At 40.8% G+C, this 23,249-nt stretch carries 16 protein-coding genes; 4 read left to right on the top strand and 12 right to left on the bottom strand.

Features of this window, described 5'->3' with window-relative positions; all coding sequences use genetic code 11:
• Positions 1–98: 98 nt before the first annotated feature.
• On the top strand, positions 99–347 hold the full coding sequence (locus AC1DDX_RS04170) for a hypothetical protein (RefSeq protein ID WP_337717382.1): 249 nt from the start codon (positions 99–101) through the stop codon (positions 345–347).
• Between the two features lie 203 nt (positions 348–550).
• Here AC1DDX_RS04170 and AC1DDX_RS04165 read toward each other — a convergent pair whose 3' ends face one another.
• The 11 genes from AC1DDX_RS04165 to AC1DDX_RS04115 all read right to left on the bottom strand — a co-directional run bounded on the left by AC1DDX_RS04165 (position 551) and on the right by AC1DDX_RS04115 (position 16,823).
• Positions 551–1,615 (bottom strand): SO2930 family diheme c-type cytochrome, encoded by a 1,065-nt coding sequence (locus tag AC1DDX_RS04165; RefSeq protein WP_288883953.1) that lies wholly within the window; start codon positions 1,613–1,615, stop codon positions 551–553.
• A 12-nt stretch (positions 1,616–1,627) separates the two neighbouring features.
• Positions 1,628–2,911, bottom strand: coding sequence for a parallel beta-helix domain-containing protein (locus AC1DDX_RS04160; RefSeq protein ID WP_288883952.1), 1,284 nt, complete (start codon positions 2,909–2,911; stop codon positions 1,628–1,630).
• A gap of 1 nt (position 2,912) precedes the next feature.
• Positions 2,913–5,663: a carboxypeptidase-like regulatory domain-containing protein gene (locus tag AC1DDX_RS04155; protein ID WP_288883951.1), complete on the bottom strand. Its 2,751-nt coding sequence runs from the start codon at positions 5,661–5,663 to the stop codon at positions 2,913–2,915.
• An 82-nt stretch (positions 5,664–5,745) separates the two neighbouring features.
• Positions 5,746–6,660, bottom strand: a complete 915-nt coding sequence (locus AC1DDX_RS04150) for a LytTR family DNA-binding domain-containing protein (RefSeq protein WP_048907188.1) — start codon at positions 6,658–6,660, stop codon at positions 5,746–5,748.
• A 40-nt stretch (positions 6,661–6,700) separates the two neighbouring features.
• The gene (locus AC1DDX_RS04145) at positions 6,701–8,242 is read right to left on the bottom strand and encodes a serine/threonine protein kinase (protein ID WP_477621797.1); all 1,542 of its coding nucleotides are present in this window, start codon (positions 8,240–8,242) and stop codon (positions 6,701–6,703) included.
• A gap of 18 nt (positions 8,243–8,260) precedes the next feature.
• On the bottom strand, positions 8,261–9,553 hold the full coding sequence (locus AC1DDX_RS04140; protein WP_337717384.1) for a serine/threonine protein kinase: 1,293 nt from the start codon (positions 9,551–9,553) through the stop codon (positions 8,261–8,263).
• Between the two features lie 10 nt (positions 9,554–9,563).
• Positions 9,564–10,352 (bottom strand): FHA domain-containing protein, encoded by a 789-nt coding sequence (locus AC1DDX_RS04135; protein WP_288884199.1) that lies wholly within the window; start codon positions 10,350–10,352, stop codon positions 9,564–9,566.
• 18 nt (positions 10,353–10,370) lie between these two features.
• The gene (locus AC1DDX_RS04130) at positions 10,371–11,039 is read right to left on the bottom strand and encodes a penicillin-binding transpeptidase domain-containing protein (protein ID WP_477621796.1); all 669 of its coding nucleotides are present in this window, start codon (positions 11,037–11,039) and stop codon (positions 10,371–10,373) included.
• On the bottom strand, positions 11,011–14,316 hold the full coding sequence (locus AC1DDX_RS04125; RefSeq protein WP_477621795.1) for an FtsW/RodA/SpoVE family cell cycle protein: 3,306 nt from the start codon (positions 14,314–14,316) through the stop codon (positions 11,011–11,013). The genes AC1DDX_RS04130 and AC1DDX_RS04125 overlap by 29 nt, the downstream gene beginning before the upstream one ends.
• A gap of 1 nt (position 14,317) precedes the next feature.
• Positions 14,318–15,778, bottom strand: coding sequence for a PP2C family protein-serine/threonine phosphatase (locus tag AC1DDX_RS04120; protein ID WP_337717388.1), 1,461 nt, complete (start codon positions 15,776–15,778; stop codon positions 14,318–14,320).
• A 94-nt stretch (positions 15,779–15,872) separates the two neighbouring features.
• Positions 15,873–16,823 (bottom strand): hypothetical protein, encoded by a 951-nt coding sequence (locus AC1DDX_RS04115; RefSeq protein ID WP_172661133.1) that lies wholly within the window; start codon positions 16,821–16,823, stop codon positions 15,873–15,875.
• Between the two features lie 137 nt (positions 16,824–16,960).
• On the opposite strand from AC1DDX_RS04115, the gene AC1DDX_RS04110 reads away from it, so the two are divergent.
• Positions 16,961–17,518: a hypothetical protein gene (locus AC1DDX_RS04110; protein WP_288884194.1), complete on the top strand. Its 558-nt coding sequence runs from the start codon at positions 16,961–16,963 to the stop codon at positions 17,516–17,518.
• A gap of 61 nt (positions 17,519–17,579) precedes the next feature.
• Entirely contained in the window at positions 17,580–18,002 is a 423-nt protein-coding gene (locus AC1DDX_RS04105) for a hypothetical protein (protein ID WP_337717390.1), read from the top strand.
• A 40-nt stretch (positions 18,003–18,042) separates the two neighbouring features.
• Here the strand turns inward: AC1DDX_RS04105 and AC1DDX_RS04100 are convergent, their stop codons facing one another.
• Positions 18,043–18,576: an OmpA family protein gene (locus AC1DDX_RS04100; RefSeq protein ID WP_172661130.1), complete on the bottom strand. Its 534-nt coding sequence runs from the start codon at positions 18,574–18,576 to the stop codon at positions 18,043–18,045.
• Between the two features lie 547 nt (positions 18,577–19,123).
• Here AC1DDX_RS04100 and AC1DDX_RS04095 point away from each other — a divergent pair.
• Positions 19,124–23,249: beta-ketoacyl synthase N-terminal-like domain-containing protein (locus AC1DDX_RS04095; RefSeq protein ID WP_477621794.1), on the top strand; the 4,126-nt coding region annotated here is incomplete at its 3' end.

Genomic DNA, 23,249 nt, shown 5'->3' with positions numbered 1-23,249 from the left:
CTGCTAAAGCCAAAGACAAAATCCCTGACTGGAAAACAATAGCCGCATCGGTAACGCAAAAGCATGATGCCACAACTGCCGACCGGACTGTTACCAGAGTGAAACTGTTTTTTTACTACGGTAAGGACTGGAAAGCTTTTGCCTCAGCAATTGTAAACTACACCGAGAAATATGAAGATACAGCCAACCTGGCTACCATAAATACCAATGCCAACTTTGTATTAGAGTATAGTGCAGACAAAGAGGAGCTTGCCAAAGCATTGGCATGGAGTAAAAAGCTTGTTGAAAAGGAATCCGATAATGCGGATTATAAAAAGACCTATGAGGCATTGAAGGAGAAACTGTAATAAAGATCCTTCCGCCACCCTTGCGGATTGTTAGTTAATAGAGGATCAGGGAATGGTTAGCCCTGATCTGGCCATACCAATTTGGTTTAACACTATTTAGGCTGAGTGCTGTGTTGATCTGGATGGATGCACAGCATTCATAAACTTAGGGAGTTTTGTGAATTAGGTTAGAACAGTCGGAAGAAATATACGGCTGTTCTTTTTTATTTTAAACTGTTTATCCATTCCCTGATCAATTTAATTCCTTCTTTATGAGGAAGGGTCCTTGCAAGCTCAGGCATAGCAGTGCCCGGCTCTGTGCTATTCATTCTGTAAGCTAAAATAGAATGGGTAGCATCGCCAGGTATAATATCATAATTAAGCCCGCCAGCTCCACCTCCGGCCGAAACCGGGGCTTTTCTGATCCCTAAATGATTGGGGTTGGTTTGCTCATATTCTAGAAACAGACCTGTATTATAGGCGTCGCCTCCTTTGGTATGACAGTGGGCACAGTTTATATCAAGGTATGCTCTTGCGCGTTGTTCCAGACTGTAATGCTTAGCATCGGCCCAGTTCGGTAATTGAGCAACCGCTCCCGTATCTGGCAATCCTTTAAGTACTCCTTTTGCTGCCCATGCCTTAAGTTGATTGGTACTTTGTCCGACAAGGGTAATGTTAAGGTTTCTGGCTTTTGGACCAATAGGGATTAACACATCATTTTTAATGTGGCAACGCTTGCAATCATTGGTGTTTGGTACCTGGTAATTTGTAAAGAGTTTATTGCCATCATTATCCAATAAGATAATCGGGATTTTTGCTCCGGTAATGTGTTTGATGGCCTCTGTTTGTTCTTTGTTCCACAGATAATTCATCACCTTCCAGTTCTTATCGGAAGGGTCTTTAACCAGTAGCCTTGTTTCGATCATTATTTTCTGATGATTGACATTGGTATAAGCAAAGTTTTTAACGATGATGGTTGAGTCAGGGAATTCAAGCGCACCCTGTGCCGTGTACTTCATTGCAGTACCTTTTGGTAAAACAATGAAGCGGTCTTTAACGGCATAATCTGTAAAGAGAGCGGTACTGATATCATAATGCAAAACCCCTTCATTGGGATCAAGATCCTTTAGTTTGTTTTTAAAGAAACCATAATCAGATAGTTTTTCTTTAAATACAAAGCCACTGTTTTGCACAGCCTGGCCGGTTTTGTTTTTACAACCCTGCTCACTTAAAATGGAAAGTGAAATACTGAAAAGGAGGAGAAACCCCAAAAGATAAGTTTTACGCATTGATACTGATTTTTACTTGCAGATATAAGGGGTAATGTTTGTGTTTGGTTTCCAGTTTTTAGGATTGCTGATGTTTAAAAAGTCGGCATTTACAAATAGGTTGTCGCCCGTTTGCTTTATGCAAATAGAATCCGGATTAACTGCTGTACCCTTGGTTAAGATATTGCTCGAGATGCCATCGTACATAATGAAAGGGATACGTTTGTTTTTTCTTGCCGGATCACTGGCATTTAACTGCTGTTCAACGGCTACTAATATTTTTCCAATACGGTGCTCATAGGCTGGCTGCGGAAAGGCGGGGCCCATTTCAATAGTATTGTTGTGAATATTGATGTTTTTTGAAATGGGAAAGTAATTGTCGTTTATTTTCTCGGCAGCTTTTTCATCAACTGCAAAGCCCGAAGCAATGGTTATTGAGGATGAATTGTTGTTAATGATCCGGTTGTTATAGATCTCAATATCTGATGCCGCCAATATAATAATACCGCTTCCGGGTGAGGCATTACCCACACCCCATGAGGTGCCAAAGCTGCCTGCCTTTGCAAAGTTTCTGAAATTATTATCGTGGATGTAATTGTTGTAGGCTTTAACATGGCCGCCTTTCTTTGAAAGATCCGGTAAGTCGAATACCAGAAAGCCCGCGGTGTTGTTATAAAATTCATTGTCGTAAACCTGGGCATTAGATGTGTTCTCGATTTCACAGCCTGCAACATTTTTTGCTGCTTTACATTTTCTTACCACTGCACTATCCGTTTGACCAACATAAATGCCTGCATCTGACGAGCCCTCTGTATAACAGTTTTCTATCAATACATTTTTGCACATTACAGGGTAAATGGCATAGCCACCGCTGGTTGAGTCGGCTTTACTCCAAACCGCATGGAGGTTGGTAATGGTAACATCCCGGCTCTTGTTAATCTTTAGCAGATCGCCTTTAGAATCGCGAATGGTCATGCCATCAATCACAAAGCCTTTTACATCTGTTACCCTGATCCCTTCGCCGCCCTGGCTTTGTTCTTTAAAGTCGAGAATAGTTTTGTCATGGCCATCGCCCTGTATCATGATGTGGTTCACCTGTGCAATGCTCAGGTTGTCGAATTTATAGGTGCCCTGCTTCAATAAAATTTGTGTGCTGTCTTTTATCGACAGGAAAGCTTCGGCAATTTTCTGTTCTTCGCCAGGTTTAAAGGTTAACCTGGTTTTGTAGTTTCCCGCTTGCGTTGATTTGTTTCCTGTGCAGGAAAACAAAGAAAGGGTAACAAGAAGGGCAATTAGTAATGATGGGATGGTTTTCATATTAAAGGATATTATATGCATAAGTTACATAATAGACCGCGCCAATATTTGGGTTGGCAACGCCGGTTGAATAGTATTTGTTGGTAATGTTTGTAGCACCCAGCCTTATGCCGGAACGTGCTTTGATAAGTTTGTAACTTACCTGGGCATCTATAACTGCTGAACTGGGAACCCTGCCCTCAGCTAAGCCACCCGAAACAACATAGAAATAGCCGGGCTTGTAACGTAGGGTAGTGCCAAACGACCATTCTTGCTTTTTGCCGAAACCGCTGTTGCCAAATTCCATGTTAACGTGGTAATGAGGCGTGTTAAAGTTGTTTACCTGGCTGTTGTTTTTGTTCTTAATGTTGTCTGAAAAGTAGTTGACCTTAGCCAAAAAGTTATGCGACAGGTCTACACTTACACTGGCAGCGTAGCCATAAGTGTTTACGGTTTGTCCGCCATTAAAAGCAATATTGTACTGTACATATGTACTATGATCTTTAAAAGCAGTTACATCATCGGTTCCCGGAGTATTTGCCACATTGGCGTAGCCGATAAAGTTTTTCCAGGTAGAGAAATAGCCCAATACATCAAACATTACTCTTTTGCCAATTAAAGCTGCATAACCAAGCTCAAAGGCATTTACAGATTGCGGTTTAATGTCATTGTATTCAAATTTCTTTAATACGGAGGCATCGCCTGATTGCTGATAAGCGGATACACTTTCAAGTGTATATGGCGGAAACTGATTGAAATGGTAATTGTCATTTAACAGCAAAGAAGAGCCTCCTGAGGAGTAGCTGTTATATCCGTTAAGTGTGTTTTGCAATGCCTGAATGTTTGATGGAAAGCTATACGCATTTTGATAAGAGAAGCGGATAAAGTTTTCTTTAACGGGCTCATACACTGCCGAAGCTCTTGAGGTTACTTTAGGAGAAGAGAAAAGCGTGTTCTTGTCGTACCGGAAAGAGGTACTTAGGCTTAACCTGTCGGCTGCCAGTTTTTTTGCCAGTTGAATGTAGGCACTGTATTCTTTTACATTGATTGGTTTATCCTTATCAGGGAATAATGTGTTTTTACTGTTCAGGCTGTATAAGCGCCAGTTAACGCCGGCAATTACACTCATGAACTTAACCTTATCGGTAAAATTGTATTGAGCTTCTGCATTGTAGAGCTTACTGCGATCCAGAAATAAGGTGCCTCCTTCGGAAATAGGTGTATTGGAAATCTTTTCTTTAAGGGCGTTGAATTCCGGGGTGCCTAATTGTGCGCGACCCTGATCTGCAAATGCGCGGGCAGCTAAATGTGCATCATTTAAGCTGGCCCCTCCGGCAAGGGAAGCGAGTAAAGCACCGGTATATTCCGGATACCATCCTCCTGTAGCACCATCATAACTCGTTTTCCATCCTTCGTTGATGTACTGAGCGGTTGGGCCGGCAATTATGGTTCTTCCGGAATTTTCTGAAGTGGTATATGCGCGGACAAACCAATTGTCGCTTTTTAATTCTGCGCGGTATTGGCCAACTTTAAAGGCCTTAAGCTGGTAGCGGGTATCGTTGGTGTATACGATGTTTCCTGTACCGTATGTGCCCGACATGATTGCCTCTAGTTTGGGATTTATTTTATACCTGAACTCGGCATTTACTTTGAATAATTTTGCCTTGTTATCCAGATATCCATACTCCGGATATCCTGTTCTGGCCACGTAGTTAGGTTTGGCCAGTAAAGGTTCAATAAGGGGAGCCAGGGAAGGATCGCCTGCTAATGCCCCCTCTAAGAACGGATTAATATCTGTACTTGTAGCTCCACCATAATAGTTTACGCCATTATAATTTGGATCTGTAAACCTGCTGCCAGGGCCATTTTTATTGGTGCTGTCGGTAGCCACCCAATCGTTTGCCTGTGTATATTGAGAGTTAATTTTAAAAGCCAGTTTCTCGTTGATCTTTGTGGCATAGCGGATTGCCCAATCATAATATGGTGATGCACCTACAGGGTCATAACTGCCGCTGTTTTTAATGTGGTTTACTCCCTGTGTGATCAGCACGCTTAAACCCTGGTATTTAAATGGGTCTTTACCGGTCATTACCATGGTGCCATTTAAGCCCCTTGAACCGTAAAGTGCAGATGATGCACCCGAGAGTACTTCAATGTTGTCAACATCAAGTTGAGTTAAGCTGATGGCCGAACCCAGAGGGAAATTGAGCCCCGGTGCCTGGTTGTCCATCCCATCCACAATTTGTGTGAAATTGGTATTTCCGCTGGTGTTAAACCCTCTTGTAGAGATGCTGGTAAAGCCAATACTGGAAACGGTTACATCAACTCCTTTTAAACCCTGGATCATATCCATGTAGTTTAGCTGAGGGGAATTGCTGATGTCTTTACTGCTGAGCTGCTCTATGGTTACCGGAGAGGAGAGCTTTTTTTGTACCACCCTACTGGCCGAAACCACTACCTCTTGCCCAAGTATAGATGTGGGGTTAATGGTGATATCGAGCGCGGCAGAGGTACTTTGCACATCAACTTCTTTAGTTTCAAAACCGATAGAAGAGATGACAAGTATGATGGGTAATTTCTTTTTAATGGTCAGTTGAAACCTGCCCCTGTCATCAGAATAAGTTCCTTCCGAAGAATTCTTTACATGAATGGATACAGCCGGTACGGCCTCCTGTGTGGCGCTGTTTTTAATCGTTCCTTTGATAACCTGAGCGTTTAGGTTGGCAAATAAAAAATGAAAAGGGATCAATAAAAATAGTCTGGTTACTTTCATTGTGTTTGGTTTTGGTTAGTGCAATATAGATTGCAAAACCATCTGCATACAATGATTAGAACGTGTTTGGGACGAAATAGGGCTATAATGGGGTGAATGGGAACGTAGAGGTAGTACTGCTGAGGTATTGCTCAAATTGTTTTTGATGTGATGCTGAAACAGGAATCTGCAAGTCGGGCAATGGATCGAACTGAAGCACATAGCCTTTATGTGTTTTCTTTGAAGAAGAAACGGTTTTTATATTGATGGTATATGACCTGTGTACCCTTATTAAACCGGAATAGCTGCAGGTTGACTCAATCTTTTTTAATGTGGTACGGATAAGCTCTGTTTTAACTTCACCACCCAATAGGTAATGAACATCTACATAGTTGTCTTCAGATTTAAAGAACAATACATTGTTCGGGTGAAGGGTTAATATGATTTTTCCGTTCTCATCTCCGATCAGCAGGTTATCTGAAAGTGCTTTGTGTTCTGTTGCTACCAATGAAAGGTTGTGTGCCAGTTTGTATTGCTGTGCGCCAAATAAAATCAGTAATGAAATTACATAAGGGGGGATGGCAATAAGTATGGTATAATTGAACGTGTCGAGATAATTGCTTACAGACAGGTCGGGATGATTGTTGAGCAGCCAGTCGCAACCCATAATGCCAAAGGTTAAGATCAGTATTTCACCAAGAAACCAGAAGAAATATTGCCCGTAGGTAAGGTATTCGATACGCAGCCATTTCCGCAATCCAAATTGGGTGAGCAGGAGTGTGAATGTTCCGGCAAGTGAAAAGATGCTAAAGATTTTGAACAAGTCAAATTTGCTTGCATCCTCATACCACCTGTTGATGTTAAAAGGCACAAAGGTGTACATGAAAAGCAAGCTGATTACAGTAACCAGGCTAATAAATATTATTTTATTAACGGATGAGTTAAGTATAAGGAAACGTTGATCCAGTGCACTCTTAAGTACAGTGTAATTGACGGAAAGCGGTGTAGTTCTTGCCATACAACGGTATGCTTAATATTTGGTAATGAAATTTAAGCATTTATTGTGGAACTTCCTTCAGGTCTGATTTTTTTAACCAACCTTTTGYAACCTGCCCATCACTGTCGGTAAGTGTAACATAGATAAAGTTGCCCTGTTCATCAATTACCTCAAATTTTGATTTGACCCATAGTCCTAAGATACCTTTTCTGGGAGCATCATTATTTGGAGAATCATGAAAATAAAGTGTGGTTTTAGGGACTCTGTATTTTTTGCCCTCACTAAATATAACAGGTTCCTCTGGTCCTTCTTTAGGTTGTGTAACAGGAGGAGGAGTAGGCTTAGATGTATTTGCCGCGGTTTGGCGTTCAAACTCTTTTTTTAAGCTATCCTGATTGGCTTGTTGTGCCGCGGTATCTAAAATAATAGGTTTGATTTCCTCGGTGGTGTCAGGAATTATTTCTTCTGCCTGATGGGTGGTGTCTTGATGGACTATACTGCTGGAATCGGTAACCAGATCTTTTTTCGGTTCAAGATTTTTAAAAAACAAAGCATATGCTGAAAGAATACCCAGCATTAAAATGGCCATGATCATTAAAACAAATACTGGCTTTGCAACACGAACTCCTGATGAGGGTGCTGCAGTAACTGCGCTTGCTACTGTGGCCGCTGGTTTTGCAGCAGTTGCAGATACATTACTATGGCTATGGTGCAATACGGCATCCTGCAATTCCATTCCATTAGAGAATCTGTTTTCAGGTCGCTTCTCTAAACATTTCCTGATCACATCAAGTAGCCATGCAGGTACATTCATTTCTCGTGCCTTCACATCGTCAGACCAGTTTTCCGGCAATTGAGCTCTTCGCAGTGCTAATATGTCGGGCACCTGCTTTTCCATATGGGCAAGCATCACTGAGTTACGCGCTGATTCTCCTTTGTTGATCAATGGGAAAGGAACTGTACCGGCCAGAAGCTCATAGAGTATTATACCATAGCTATACACGTCGGTTTGGAAGAACATTTCGCCGTCATGCTGTTCCGGAGCCATAAACTCAACTGCACCCGCATGTCGCACACTGCTGCGGCGCTGCTCGTCGGACATGATTGCCAGGCCAAAGTCGAGCAGGATGTAATTCCCTGTATCCGTATTAAATTTTACATTATTGCTTTTTATATCCCCATGCTTAACCCCAACTCTATGGCAATGCGTAAGGGCATTTGCCAGCTGTTCGGCAAGTTTAATGGTCTCTCTGATTGTAAAAATTGGAGCGTGTGGTGATTTAAGCAGTTCTTCCAAATCTGGTCCTTCGATGTATTCCATTTCAATAAATGGGAAAGAGCCACTTTCGGTTAAGCCCGAATTAAGGATCTTAACTACATTTGGATTTGGTACTTCATTTACCTTTTTTAGTTTTTCAACCTCATTCTTGAAATTCCTGAAATTTCTATCGTCCGTATTTTCAGTATGAATAGGAGTTGGCAATATCTTTACCGCAGTAATAATGGCACCCATCCTTTTACCCTTGTAAACAGAACCCTGCCCACCTGTACGTAGGGCGCCCATGTTCTCTAATCCTTCTGTTATGGTAAATACTTTGCTCATAGTGTCTTTGTTGTTTTATTAAAATTCAGGAACATCATTAATCAATCCGTCCTTTGTTTTTTTAGTCGTTTTTGGTTTGATCGTATCCTTTTTAGCCGCCGGAACAGTTTGTAAGGTATCCGGATTCACTGTTGTAACTTTCTTGCCAGGTTCAGTTTTTGAACTGCTTTTTACTGGCAGTATTGGTTTACTTACAACGTTAGTGCTGTCTGTTTCAGTACCCTTACGTTGATTTAAGACCAAATTTATTCCAAATGTAGCTAAACAAATAAATAATATAATTCCGCCAATAAGAAATGCTTTTGCTTTGCCTCCTTTTTCGTACTTCTGAACCAAATCGGTTAGTCGTTCATTCTCGGCTTTCAGTTCATTTATTATTGTTGTAACCTGTTCGTTGTTAAGGATGTCCTGATTGCTATTGCTAACCGCTTCATACAGACCAACTCCATCGTGGAATCTTTTCTCCGGATTTTTCTCTAGGCATTTTTCAATAATCTGGAGTAACCAGGCCGGAGCCATCATTTCATGGGCTTTCTTTTCTTCTGACCATTCTACCGGTAAGCGGTTTTTACGGAGCTCCATCACATCAGGGATCTGCTTTTCGATATGTGAAAGCATCACCATATTTCGGGATGTTTCTGTTTTATTGATCAACGGAAAGGGGACCGTTCCGGCTAAAAGTTCATAAAGAATAATGCCGTAACTGTAAATATCAGATTGAAAAAGCATTTTGCCATCGTGCTGCTCAGGAGCCATAAACTCTACTGCACCTGCATGACGTAAACTGGAACGACGCTGTTCATCAGACATTACCGCCAAACCAAAATCAAGCAGTATATAGTTACCAGTATCCGTATTGAATTTGATATTGTTACTTTTAATATCGCCATGTTTAACACCTACTTTATGGCAATGCGCAAGGGCATTGGCCAGGTGATCGGCCAGCTTGATGGTTTCTCTTATGGTAAATATCGGGCTATGTGGTGGTTTCAGCAAGTCTTCCAGATCCGGGCCCTCTATGTATTCCATTTCTATAAAAGGAAGAGAGCCGCTTTCGGTAAGACCTGAGTTTAATATTTTGACCACATTGGGACTTGGATCTTCATTAACTTTTTTTAGTTTTTCTACTTCGTTTTGGAAATCCCTGAAATTCTTGTCCTCAGTGCTCTCTGCGTGGATAGGTGTAGGCAATAGTTTTACAGCCGAAAGAATGGCGCCCATTCTCTTACCCTTATATACAGATCCTTGTCCGCCGGTGCGTAGTGCACCCATATTTTCCAATCCTTCTGTTATAGTAAATACTTTTGCCATTTGTTTATAATTACTGATTAGAATGATAACTGAATTCTAAAACAGCTGATTCTCCTAAAATTATCTGATCTCCTTCTTGCAGTGCGTGCCCCAGTTCTGTGAAGGTAAGTTTTACAGAATTATGCTCCTTTACAGACCTTATTTTTACTTTATTTCGGGGAGGCACACCACCATCATCAGCAAAAAGCATAAAAGCTGCAGCATCATTATTCCATTCTATATGGGCATGTTGCCTGCTTATGTATTTGTTGCATTCATTTGTGCTGGAATCTGGAAAGGCAATGTTATTAACCCTGATAAAGCCGTCGCTATCCTGTGCCTGTTTTTCCCTGCCAATATTAATCTTGCCATCAGAAGAAGAGAGGGTATATTCGGCTTTCTCGGCCTCACCACTTAAAATTCTTATGTATGCTGTTCCTGATTTTTGTACTGCTGCATGTTCAGGTGTTTTTATGTAAAGGGCCACTTCCAGATTAGGCATTTTTATGGCTTGCTGAGGTAGCTCGTCCACAAAAACAGTTTCCATTGTCCAGGTTTTGGGAAGGTCTATTGCAAAATCATCAGCTATTCTTTGTACCTCATTTTTGAAATGATGCTCCTCTTCGGCAAAAACCGCCGATTCATACATGTATTTTTCTACAGGTATACAGGCAATGTAGAGCTGGAAACCTTTAATGTGTTTTCCTTCTCCGCCTTCCATTTTTTGTAGTTCCTGCTTAATGAAAACAAGTATAGCCTCCCTGATGGCTTTAACATCCTGTGGCTTTTCTGAGGTATTTTTACTAAATAGGTTAAACATGTTTTATCCTTTCTTTAACTAGTTGATGCTATCTTTTTTTACTACTATGTTTTCTTTTATAACAGGTTTTGCAACAGGCGGTTTAAAATCTTTGATATATCCAAGATCCAATAATGCTGGTACAACGTGTTTTCCGGCAAGTTGTACCGCTTTACTTGAGCCCCTGGTAGATTCTATACGAATACAAACAACAACGTGACCGGGACCTGATTTTTTGGGCGCAAAGAACACATACCAGCCGTCATTAATTCGCTCTTTTTTCCAGATCCTTTCTGGTGTTCCTGTTTTACCTGCTACAGTAATGCCCAATGTATACCGCTTATTGGCACTCTGCTTAAGCATGTAATCTGTAAGCAAAGCCGCGTATTGCGGGTCATTGGCCAACTTAATACCTGGCTTAACTTTAGTTGTAGAATCGCTGATCTTTAAAACATAACGATTAGCAACTAATGTGCCCTTATTAGCCACCCCGGATATTAGCCTTGCAACAGAGGCGGGGGTAGCAATTAACTCGCCCTGCCCCCAGGCCATCCCGGAAATACCTTTAGCCCTGGTGCGACGTATATTTGATGGATCATATCTCGGCTTAGTATTAAACTCAGTTTTACGCCAAAGATTCATCCACTTGTTCTCTTGTTTTGCATTACTGGTGTCCTTATCAAAGTAATAACCTAATAAAATAAACATTGTTTGAGTTTACAATTGCACGCTCCAATGTAATATTTCCTGTTTCATCCGGTTCTATACCTTTGGTTCTGATCCTTTCATAGGAACTTACTGTAAAAGATCTTTTGGCTGCATTAATGCCCAGTTTGTTAAAGGCAGCCATTGCTGTTAAAACCTTAGCGGTAGAGCCTGGCTGTGTTGCGTAGGTAAACCCAAGATCTGCATTGGTATACCAGCCGGAAAGCTTGTTCTGTTCGTTGGTAGTCATGTTTAACAGCTCCCAATCCTTAACTGGAGGTAAGGGATAAACTGATGAAGCAAGTACATCGCCCGTTGAATCTTCCATGATTACCACGGAAACCCTGCTTTTTCTTAGTGAGGTATCCAAACCAACAGAATGCTGGATGGTTGACTGTAAACGTGCATCTATGGTGAGCTTAACATCTCTGTTTCTTTTTTTGAACGATTCAACCTCATTGCTGTTGATTCCTGCCAGTAGTAAAGGAGCCAGGGCGGCATAATCTCTTTTGCTTACCGTCATCTCTTTTACCCCTCTCGGCAGAAAGCGGTCTTCACGGTATTTATTCGCTTTTGTATTGAAGGAGGTAATAGGTGTATGGAAGCCTCTAAGCTCTGCTGCATGTTCATACTCGGCAAAATACCCGTTTGTGCTACCGTTAAATACTCCCGTGTTTGCATCACCTATCCAGAAAAAGGTTTGCTCTTCGAAAGGATAATACCTGTCGACCCGTTTATGCATGGCCGAATCGAGATTATAGCTAATGCCAGATGTTCTTAACGTGTCTGCCTGTTTCCTGACAAAGTCAGGATTACTTGTTGCAAGAACCCTTCCTTTTCTGTCGTATAACTGGCCCGCTTCTAATTTGTTCATTAAAATTGCAATGCGGGGATTATAGCTAAACATGCGTAAACCACTTCTATCGGCTACAAGCGATGGCTGTACTACCCATTTTTTATTATTGGCAATATATCTTGATATGGTGATGGTTAACAGAAGAACGGCGATACTGGCAGATAAAAGTGCCGGTACAAGGTTCTTATCTTGCTGTTTGGTAATAAATGCCATCTGTACATCTGTGCCTCTGATTAAAGAAACGGAAAGCAAAATGCCGGCTGCCATCATATTTGCTACCAGTGATGACCCACCATAGCTGATAAACGGTAATGCAACACCTGATAGGGGCAATGCTCCTGTAGAACCACCGGCAATGAGCAGGAACTGCACAAACATACTTATCCCAATACCTGCGCAGAGATAAAATAGAAATGGAGTGCCCGTTTGCCGGCCTATAATTATTGACCTGTTTAAGAAAATCAGGAACAACACAAATATGCTCACTATACCTGTCCACCCGAATTCTTCGCCTATGGCTGGCAATATCATGTCGGTGTGCGCCTCTGGTATTGTTTTGGCAAAACCTTCGCCTACACCCTGACCGGTTAAGCCACCACCAGACATAGCCCAAATGCCGTTTGCTACCTGGTCTCCGCCATAGACTTCGTTATTCCATGGGTCTTGCCATATAGATTTACGTTCTGTAAGCCGGTTAACAGGCCCCGGGATGAGTTTGTCGAGATAAGGAACCTGATCTATCAATAAGAAACCCGCGATGATCATGATGACCATTATTGCCGATTCGCTGGTCTGTTTTTTATTGATCAGCATGGCCAGGCCAATCAATACAACGGTAACCAGACTGGCTATCCAGATGTTCAAAAACCAGACAGTTAATGTGTAAGTAATGATGGCAATGAGCATCATCATGAAATCGCCACGCGAGAAAGAAAACAGTATGATAAATGTAAAACACACCACCATTGCAGGGCCCAGATCGCCCAGAACCAGGTACATCAGGATAGCGATGCCCATTGCCACAAGTGCGAATGAGAAGAAATACCATCTTTTTTGCCAGCTGCGGTATTCGGTGATAAAACGCTCGTTACTGGCAAAAAAGCCTGCAAGAAATAAAATGATGGCATATTTTACGATCTCACTGGGTTGTACACCAAACAGGTTTACTTTTACACCACTGCCCTCGGGGCCATTTCCGAAAATGATGGTTAAGGCCAGTAGCGCCAGTGCCAGCCCCGCCCATTGCCACCCGTTTGCTTTTCCTGAGTTTTTATTAAGCACAAGCATCCGGTAAAACCTGGAGTCGACATTAAACTTCCGGAATTTAATGAGCATTAATATAATGATGGCGAAAACGCCCATGCCAAAAAAAACAAGGGTATCTTTTGCTAAAAAACGATCTCGTAATGGATCCTGTAAACTGAGTAAGGCTATAAACGAGAACCCCGTCATTAGCATAATGATGGGTAAAATAAGCTGATCTGCCTGAGGAAACTTAACGCTTAGCAGGAAATGTAACAGGAAAAATCCTGCAAAAAAACTTCCGGTAATGATCCAGAACCATTTATTAAATTCATCAGGAGTACGTACTATCAGCGATTTTTCTTTCTTTAAGATTTTAAAATCCCTTGCAGAAAAAAGCCGGATAGTATGTTGTGTTTGCTTAAACGTAAACGAAGCATCTTTTTGAAGTTCCTGTATGCCCTGTGATCTTCCGAATTGAAAGCCGGGTTTTAGGGGTAACAGCTCAAAGGCTTTGTCTTCAGGTAAATTTAAAAATGCAAAATTCCCGTTGGCATCTGTTCGGACATATGATATTAATCCCGCTGATTTTACTTCTACCTCATCATCAACATAAGCACTGTCCTGAGGAACTATCATTTGTAGTTTTATCAGAACGCCGGATACGGCTTTATTGGCAGTATCTATAATCTTACCCGATATGCTATGGACCCCTAGTTTAAGGTCGGTTTGAGCAGGTAACTGAGGAGGCCGGTTTCTTTCCTGGGTAAAACGCAAAGAGTCGTCGCCGGTATACCCAAGTAATGCGCGCGAGTCGCTAGCTCTTTTTTTGAAATTTTGTCCTCCAGAGGCAAAAGCATAATCCGCCTCAACAAAGAATTTGCTTTTATTCAGCTCCCCAACGTTATCAAGCGGCTCTTTAAAAGACTTAACGCCTTTTGCAACAGTTTGTTCTATTAGGTTTACGTCTTTTTTGTCTTCAAAATAGTACCCCTTTTCAAGTAAGGTTTTTATGAGTTCACCTGGATTTTTAGCATTCAGGTTCATCATGGTTCCATTGTCCAAACGGAAACCCACGTCGGCAAAATTGCGCTGTAAGGTATTGAAAAGTGTAAAGAATAATGATCCTAACACGATGGTTATCAGTATAATAAAAGCACGTTCTATTTTCCTGCTCTCCATACTAATGACTTCCAGTGGTTGGTAATGAATCTGTTTTAAAAGAACTGGCAGGTATTTTTCCCTGGATATACATGTTCTGAGGCAAATTATAAGTAGCTTCTATGGAATTAACACAGTTGTTGAACCGTACATTTTTTAGCTGCAGTACATTGTTTTGGGATAATATGGCCGTATGGAAGTTTTCAAATGTGATGTTCTCTAAAAACACATACTTACTGATTGGTTTAATAGACACAGCACTGCCTTTATATGCTGAATCACTTCTGATGATAATAGGCGTTTTAGCAATGATGAAAAGCGTATCCTTATTAAAATGTATATCCTCATTAAGTATAATTGGCGATTTGAACAGGGAATCGGAAATGATTAGCGTGTTCCCAACCAATTTGTTAATCGTGTCCTGAAGTTTTGCTTCCTGCTCATTACGGACAGGTTGCAAAGCTGTCAGCTTTTGCTGCTTGATGGCATTTGAACGGACGTTATTTTGCCATAGCAGATAAAGTGCGAATGCCAGAAAAACAATGCAGAGTACAGACAACAGTGTTACCAAACCCTTATTGTTTTTTTGTACCACAGGAATAGCAACAGGAGTAATCTCTTTTTGCACCGTAACCTCTTTAGGGGCAGCATGGGTTATTGAAGGCTGGTGATTTACAATAGATTTTGGGCTTTTTACTTTTACTGCAGGTTTTGTTGCCTCATGTACCAGTGATTGTTTACCATTTTTAACCAAAACAACAGTTATATTGTCGCGTCCACCATTATTGTTAGCTGCTTGTATAAGCTCAGCTCCTTTTTCCTGTAAAGTGGTCTTTTTGGTCAGAATGTCTGTAATGCCTTGTCTGTTAACCATGTCGGAAAGGCCATCACTACAAAGCAATAACAAATCACCAGGAAGGAAAGGGGATTGGCCGGTTTCTATATAATCGTCCTGTGCTGCTATTTTTGCACCAAAACCCAAAGCTTTATTAATCTCGTTACGTTTGGGATGGCTCATGGCCTGTTCTTCGGTAAGGCGTCCGCTATCTTCCATGAAGCCTACAAAAGATTGATCTTTTGATATTTTAACCAATGATCCGTCGCGAAGTAAGTACAGCCGCGTATCACCAACATGCGCGTAATAGAGCAGGTTTTTTTGAAGATCGATAACTGCCAGTGTAAGTACACAGGCCATGTTTTCATGTTCCTTAACTTTTTGTTTTTCGGCCATTATCTGTCCATCGGCAGCAATAATAGCATCCTTCATCAGCGAAGGCAAGTCTTTACGCTGACTGTTCAGGTGTTGTAAAATTGACTGTCTGGCAATCGCCGAAGCAATTTCGCCTCCAGAATAACCCCCAACCCCATCTATCACACAGGCAATAACCAGATCGTTAGCTGCCGTAGTTTCGGCAATAAAGGTATCTTCATTATTATCTCTTACTTTTCCTGTATCGGTTAGTCCAAAGTAATTTCTATCCATTTTATTTGGGCGAATTTTTAATGTCTCTAAAATGTGCGATCAATAAAATGATGCATATAATGAATAACGCTATAGATAAGATATGCGACATATATCAGGATTTAAATATGTTAACACCAATAATTCCGTTCAATATAAGTCGAGAGTTAACAGGTAGTTCAGACCATTTAGGTCCGGTAATGTCACTTCTTTCAATTAGATTCTCGTTTAAAATGGTCTTTTCACCAAAAGAGGCTACATAGAACTTATCTTCGGGTCTGTTGTATCTTATTTTAAGATGAGGCGTATTTACCCACTCAGACGGAATCCTGAAAATATGATTTTCTTCCCTTGTTTCCTCGTTTCCGGAAACCACTATATCGTCTGCTTTCATCAGGTATTCTAATTTTTGTCCGGAGTAAGCTTTATCTGGAATAGTAGTTTCAAAACGTGCCAACACCACTCTTTGGCTATCATTTATTGTCTTTTCTTCAGGTTTCTGTATATCTACATAAGGGATCTCATAGTATCCTTCGCTGTAAAATATAAAGTCTTTTAGAATATCATTGTTTATGTCGAATGTTTGGGCCAGCCCTGTTTGCCGTGGTATAAAGGTAACTCTAAGATTTTCTTCTTTTTGCGTGCTGTCTGGCAATAATTTTCCTATAAAACTAATATCTCCAGGTTTATAATCCGGGTGAGATACAAATCTGAATACCCATTTATTACTTGACGGTTCTACCTTTTTACCATCTGCAACCTGTTTGTTTAATATTTCATAAAAGTTGTCGACAGATTCCTGAGATATTAGACCAAGAATACCTTTTTTGTTATCTATAAACTCACGATAATCGTCGGGATTAAGGCATATAATAAACTCATGATAAAATACCACACGTTCCGCAAATGACAATTCTGATATGGATTTCCGAAATTCTTCGATGATATATTTATAAACCTGGTTAGGTGTAAGCGGTTTCGACTTGCCCGATGATGTGGATCCATTATTGGTTAAGAACCAGTCCTGGATGCCCATGCGTTGCCAAATAGAAGGTTTTGTACTCATTTATAATTGCTGTAGTAAATATTAGATCGAAAGATAAGGAAAAAAAACATTGCCAAATGGCCCTTCATAGATTTAACAATTACAACGATGATTTTGTGTTGGGAGTATGAAGGAGTTGGTTAACTTTGCGGGAACTTATGAAATTATCTATTTTCTGTTTGTTTAGCCCTTTCTTCTTTTTGTTTTCGGGGTTTCCGGTTTTTGCACAGCAAGATACAATTGATTGCGTTAAAGTACTTGATACTGAACCCTATTTTGTTAAGCATAAAACTGCAGAACAAGACGTAATGCTGAAACGTGATATAGAGATTTTAAAACACTGCGGTAATTTTGATAGCATTGACAATGAGTTTTTTAAAGGGTCGATATTAGGCGCTTTAATGCTGGATCAGGTAAGATTGGGGAAACCGGCTACCTACAGAACGCTGATTGAGATGTTGACCGTTTTTAGAGAGACGGCATCCTATAAAGATTTTGCTGAAGGCATGGTATTATACAGAAACCTAAAAAAGAAGAAGGTAAGTCTGGAAGAATGGGAAACAGATAAAGAGCTATTTGTAAGAATGGGTTTTACGGTTAATGACCTTGAAGATTTTAAGGTGTTTCTAAGCAAGCCGGAACATATTAAGCTTACCTATGGCGAGGCTTTAACTCAATACATGGCGGAAATTGAGGCCATGAGTATCGACAAATAAGAAAGCGGATAGTATGTAGCGTTTTTGATATATTTTACGTTTAGTGATGAAAAGGATGTTTATGTTTAAGAAAATAGCGATGCTTGTTTGCGCAGTAGGGGTAATACTGCTGGCAGCATGTGATAAAACAGATAATTCAAATTGCCAGGATAAAATTTGCGATGAAAGTTTTGCTACTTTGGTATTGAAGTTCGTAGATAAAAATGGAGAAGGAGTAGCTGTTGATAATTATAGTGCTGTAAATCAACGTACGGGCGATACTTTAAGTGTTGCGACAAGTGATATCAATTCTGAAACTGGTATTTATATTGTGGCTAGCGACCGCCATATCAGCAAACTTTCAGAAAGTGGAGATAGTGTTAAAGTTACCGGAACGTATACCAAAAGTGCACAGACCAAGTCGGCAATTATAAAGGTAAAAGGAGGGAATTGTGCCTGCCATATATCAAAAATTGATGGGCCTGAGCAAATTAAGTTTGATTAATTTGCTGGTTCGGCAAAATACTCCCTCCTTTTAGCAGACCTTATTTATCTGCTTTAATTTCTACTCGTCTATTTAAAATTCTTCCTTCTTCAGTAGAATTTGAAGTTACTGGCTGACTTTCGCCAAAACCTTTAACGGTAAAGTTAGATGCATTTAAACCTGCATTAACAAGATAAGACTTAACTGAATTCGCTCTGTCAACAGACAAAGACATGTTTCTTTCCGGTGTACCTTCTGCTGAAGAGTGTCCGTTTAAGACAAATTTAGCTGTAGGGTCCTTTTTAATTTCGGCAACGGCTTTATCTAAAATTGGGAATGAAGCCGTTTTTAACACGTCAGAGTTAAATTCAAACTGAATGTTTTTGAAGTTAAAATCTGGTTCAGGTGCAGGAGCTGGTTTTTCTGGCTCTGGCGCAGGAGTTGGTGCAGGTTTTTCTGGCTCTGGCGCAGGTGCTGGTTTCTCAACCGGAACCGGATTTGGTTTCGCTACTACTTTCTTTGTTTTACACGAATACATCGAGATTGACAAAAGTCCGATGACTGCAAGGAGCGAAATTGTTTTTGTAATTTTCATTTGAGTTTTATAAAATTTAGTTCATTTGTTATGTGCACAAAAGGTATTAATTATATCTTAAAATGCAAATAAAATAACATACTAATAACGCCAGTTATATTAAGAACGTGTGTTCTACTAAATTTATTTAAAAAATGAAGTGTTTGTGCTCATGTAAATCCGCTGATTAAACAAGTCGTATTGAACGAACTTTTGCCCCTTTATTGTCGGATTTTAGTTTGATGTTAATAGGTTGTTAAATTATTGCGTCAAACACATTTATTTGGGCTTTTTTGTGTTTGTTCTTTTTGTTCACTTTTGCCTTTTTGGAGGTATTGAGTCTTTATAGTTGTAATTTTGGGCATACAAGAGCGTAGGATTATTGCTTTTTATTGTGTTTTTTAAAATGTTGTTGAAATATTTAGTTGAAAGCGCATAATTTTCTTGATATAGAGCTACTTTGAATAAAATCATGGTGCTTTTCTGTATAAAAATCCTGCTTCTGTAGAATATGTTAAATGATATTCGAAGAATACTCGAAGTTGAACCCTAATCATCCCTCAACAACATGAAAACTCCCATTATTATTGGAATAACTCCATTTGAAAGGCCTGATGTAAATCTTGCCTGTGCGGTGTCAAATGCGAAGGCGTTTCCTGTACTTCACCTCGGAAGAGATAAAGCCGTAGCTGCCGATGCGTTAGAGCAGTTGTCAGAAAAATGTTCGACAGGATTTGGCGTGTGCCTGATTTCGGACGATCTTAAGGATGTTGTTTTTCCTGAACAGGTAACTATGGTTATACTGCCGTATGGAATACAAATTACCAGAAAAAAACAGGTTAAGCTGTTTTATCAGGTTTGCAATGTTGAAGATGCCAAAAAAGCCCAGGCCGAAGGAGCTGACGGGATTATAGTAAAAGGTAATGAAGGTGCCGGTAAGGTAGCCTATGAGTCATCATATATCCTATTTCAACGCATTGTTAAAGAGGTTAAAAATATAAACATATATGTACAGGGTGGTGTTGGAATACATACTGCTGCTGCTTTAATTGCGTCTGGTGCAGCAGGAGTTGTATTGGACAGTCAACTTGCATTGTTCCCTGAATGCAGCGTTCCAGACCCCATAAAACAAATCTGCGAAAAATTAAGTGGTAACGAAACCAGACTGATTGGGGATTTCAGGGTATTGGTGCGACCGAATTCACCTGTACTTGCTGAAGAGGCCACAGCCAAAGATCTTGAACCTTATTTTAATGGGTTTGATCTGGAGCGCTCGTTCCTCCCAATGGGGCAGGATATTGCGATCTCAGCAGATCTTGTAAACCGGTACAGAAAATTAGACAAGTTAATATTTGGGATTCAGGAAGCTGTTCACGGACATCTTAATCAGGCTAAATCAATCAACGTGATTAGCGTTGACAATGCATTGGCAAGAGATTTAAATATTACCTATCCGATAGCACAAGGGCCTATGACAAGGGTTAGTGATGTAGCACCTTTTGCTAATGCTGTAGCTGAAGCGGGGGCATTGCCTTTTGTTGCACTATCATTGTTAAAGGGAGATCGAGCAAAGGAACTGATCAGTGAAACTAAGAGACTTGCGGGAAATAAAACCTGGGGCGTAGGCATATTGGGTTTTGCTCCTCAGGAGTTGCGTGATGAGCAGCTGGAATATATAAAACAAGAGATGCCTCCGGTAGTGTTAATTGCGGGTGGCAGACCGTCGCAAGCTAAACCGCTTGAAAAACTGGGTATCAAAACCTTTCTTCATGTGCCATCGGTTTCACTCCTGGATATGTTTTTAAAGGAAGGCGCCAGGCGTTTTGTTTTTGAAGGGCGAGAGTGCGGCGGGCATGTTGGGCCGTTATCGAGTATGGTTCTTTGGGAGAAGCAGATTGAGCGTTTATTAAAAGAAGATCAACCGGAACAGATCAGTGTGTTTTTTGCTGGTGGCATCCATGATGCTTTATCAACCGCATTTATTGCTGTAATGGCAGCGCCCTTAGCAGCAAAAGGTGTAAAGGTTGGGGTGTTGATGGGTACTTCATATTTATATACCAGAGAGGCAGTAGCTACGGGGGCTATTCAGGATAAATTCCAGGAACAAGCAATGGTGTCTAACGATACGATATTATTGGAAACAGCACCAGGTCACGAAACCAGATGTTTAAATTCTCCGTTTGCGGCATTCTTTAATGAAGAAAAAGAAAAGCTCCAGAAAGAAGGTGTAGATAAAAAGGAAATCTGGGCAAAGCTGGAAAGCTTAAATGTTGGTCGCCTGCGCATTGCAGCAAAAGGAATTGAACGCAAAGGTGATAAACTGGTAACCATTGATGAAAAGGATCAGTTGCACCTGGGTATGTACATGATTGGGCAAATAGCGGCAATGCGTAATGAGGTTGTTTCTATTTTAGATTTGCATAAAGATGTTGCTGTAGGCAACTATAAATATATTGAAAACGCAGCATTGGCTGCACTTCCTGAGGCTAACGGAAAATCACTAAACGTAGCCATTGTAGGAATGGCCTGTATTTTTCCGGGCGCAAAAAATATTGAAGAGTATTGGCGTAATATTATTCTGGGGAACGATTCGGTAACGGAAGTTCCGGATGAACGCTGGAATAAAGAGCTATACTATAATCCGGAATCAACGGAGAATGACATGTCGCATTCTAAATGGGGTGGTTTTATCCCTAAGATTGATTTCGATCCATTGGAATATGGAATTCCCCCACAATCGTTAGCGGCAATTGAGCCAACGCAGTTATTGAGCCTTATGGTAGCCAAACAGGCAATGGAAAATGCCGGTTATAGAGAGGGTAACTTTAATGCAGAGAACGTATCTGTAATAATAGGAGCCGAAGGTGGGAATGACCTTGCCAATAGCTACAGTTTCAGAGGTTTCTTTAAACAGGTATTTGGCGAAATGYCGGCTGAACTGGACGAACTGCTGCCGAAAACAACAGAGGATTCTTTTCCTGGAATTTTAGCCAATGTAATTTCAGGACGTATTACAAACAGGTTAAATCTTGGTGGGCGCAATTATACTGTTGATGCGGCATGCGCTTCATCTTTAGCGGCTATCGATTTGGCTTGTCAGGAATTGTTCCTCGATAAGTCGGATATGGTACTTGCTGGTGGGGCGGATGTACATAACGGTATCAATGATTACCTGATGTTCTCGAGTACTCATGCTTTATCCCGCAAGGGAAGATGTGCAACGTTTGATGCTGAGGCTGACGGTATTGCCTTAGGTGAAGGTGTAGCTATGGTGGTGCTGAAAAGGTATGAAGATGCTTTGAGGGACGGTGATAGGGTTTACGCTGTAATTCAGGGTATTGGTGGTTCAAGTGACGGGAAGAGCCTTGGTTTAACAGCCCCGCGTAAATCTGGTCAGGTTAGGGCGCTTGAACGTGCATATGGGCAGGCGGGCATCTCGCCATCAGTTCTTGGACTGGTAGAGGCACATGGAACGGGTACCGTAGTTGGCGACAGAACAGAGCTTAGTGCTTTAACTGATATGTTAAATGAATCAGGCGCGAGGGCAAATCAAACCCATCTGGGATCAGTGAAAACCCAGATAGGCCATACCAAATGTGCGGCAGGTTTAGCAGGTTTAATAAAAGCTGCTTTATCTGTTTATCATGGCGTAAAACCGCCAACCATTAACTTAACAAAACCTAACAGTTATTATAACAGTAGTACAAGTCCTTTCGCTTTTCATACCGAAGCCGGGTTGTGGATGGAAGATAAACGTTATGCAGGGGTAAGTGCTTTTGGTTTTGGAGGTACTAATTTCCATGCGGTTATTGAAAGCGATCATAAAGTTTCTGAACAGGCATCTGCATTAACTTCATTGCCGTCTGAACTGTTTGTTTTTAGAGGCGATACCTATGAGGAAGCCAAAAAACAATTGAGTAATGTAAAGGCTTTACTGGATGAAAACGACAATATAGATTTAAAGGACATTGCCTTTAGCTTGGCCATGGGAAATACTAAGCAGATACAGCTGAGTATTGTAGCTGATAGAGTTGAAGACCTGATTATGAAGATTGACCTGGCTTTATCGGGCGTTGAAAGTAAAGATACCTATATCACTAAGAAGAGAGCCGGTAAGGTAGCGTTTATGTTCCCCGGACAGGGTAGTCAGCGTATCAATATGGCAAGAGATCTTTTTGTGATATTTCCCGCCATGCGGAAACTGCTAAACAACAGGAGTAAATATGAACAAGTCCTTTTCCCAAATGCGGTATTTGATGAAGCTTCTTTAAAAGCTCAAAAAGAAAGAATTAAGGATACCCGTATGGCGCAGCCGCTTTTAGGTATTGTGGATCTGGCAATTGCTAATTTTCTTAAAGATTTGGGTATTGAACCTGACATGGTTGCAGGACATAGTTATGGTGAGTTACCTGCTTTGTGTTTTGCCGGTGCTTTTGATGATGATCAACTGGTGTTTTTGAGTGAACAAAGGGCCAAAGCGATTCTCGATGCTGTAGAAGATGGAGATACGGGGGCTATGATTGCGGTAACCAGTAAGGAGGATGAGATATTTAAGGTGATTGATGGCATGAAGGATGTTTATGCAGTAAACTATAATTCGCCAACTCAATTGGTAATTGCAGGTACAACGCCTGCAATTAAAAAGCTTGCAGAAATACTTAAAACTGCTAAAATTTCTTTCAGACAATTGGAAG

It is taken from the genome of Pedobacter sp. 10L46_2 (assembly GCF_056395165.1).
Note: the sequence above shows the minus strand (reverse complement) of the source record. Positions and strands in the feature narration are given on the sequence as shown.

Bases quoted from the DNA above. Each gene is read 5' to 3' on its own strand.
- AC1DDX_RS04165 (WP_288883953.1), bottom strand. From the start codon at position 1,615: ATGCGTAAAACTTATCTTTTGGGGTTTCTCCTCCTTTTCAGTATTTCA.
- AC1DDX_RS04160 (WP_288883952.1), bottom strand. From the start codon at position 2,911: ATGAAAACCATCCCATCATTACTAATTGCCCTTCTTGTTACCCTTTCT.
- AC1DDX_RS04155 (WP_288883951.1), bottom strand. From the start codon at position 5,663: ATGAAAGTAACCAGACTATTTTTATTGATCCCTTTTCATTTTTTATTT.
- AC1DDX_RS04150 (WP_048907188.1), bottom strand. From the start codon at position 6,660: ATGGCAAGAACTACACCGCTTTCCGTCAATTACACTGTACTTAAGAGT.
- AC1DDX_RS04140 (WP_337717384.1), bottom strand. From the start codon at position 9,553: ATGGCAAAAGTATTTACTATAACAGAAGGATTGGAAAATATGGGTGCA.
- AC1DDX_RS04135 (WP_288884199.1), bottom strand. From the start codon at position 10,352: ATGTTTAACCTATTTAGTAAAAATACCTCAGAAAAGCCACAGGATGTT.
- AC1DDX_RS04130 (WP_477621796.1), bottom strand. From the start codon at position 11,039: ATGTTTATTTTATTAGGTTATTACTTTGATAAGGACACCAGTAATGCA.
- AC1DDX_RS04125 (WP_477621795.1), bottom strand. From the start codon at position 14,316: ATGGAGAGCAGGAAAATAGAACGTGCTTTTATTATACTGATAACCATC.
- AC1DDX_RS04120 (WP_337717388.1), bottom strand. From the start codon at position 15,778: ATGGATAGAAATTACTTTGGACTAACCGATACAGGAAAAGTAAGAGAT.
- AC1DDX_RS04115 (WP_172661133.1), bottom strand. From the start codon at position 16,823: ATGAGTACAAAACCTTCTATTTGGCAACGCATGGGCATCCAGGACTGG.
- AC1DDX_RS04110 (WP_288884194.1), top strand. From the start codon at position 16,961: ATGAAATTATCTATTTTCTGTTTGTTTAGCCCTTTCTTCTTTTTGTTT.
- AC1DDX_RS04105 (WP_337717390.1), top strand. From the start codon at position 17,580: ATGTTTAAGAAAATAGCGATGCTTGTTTGCGCAGTAGGGGTAATACTG.
- AC1DDX_RS04100 (WP_172661130.1), bottom strand. From the start codon at position 18,576: ATGAAAATTACAAAAACAATTTCGCTCCTTGCAGTCATCGGACTTTTG.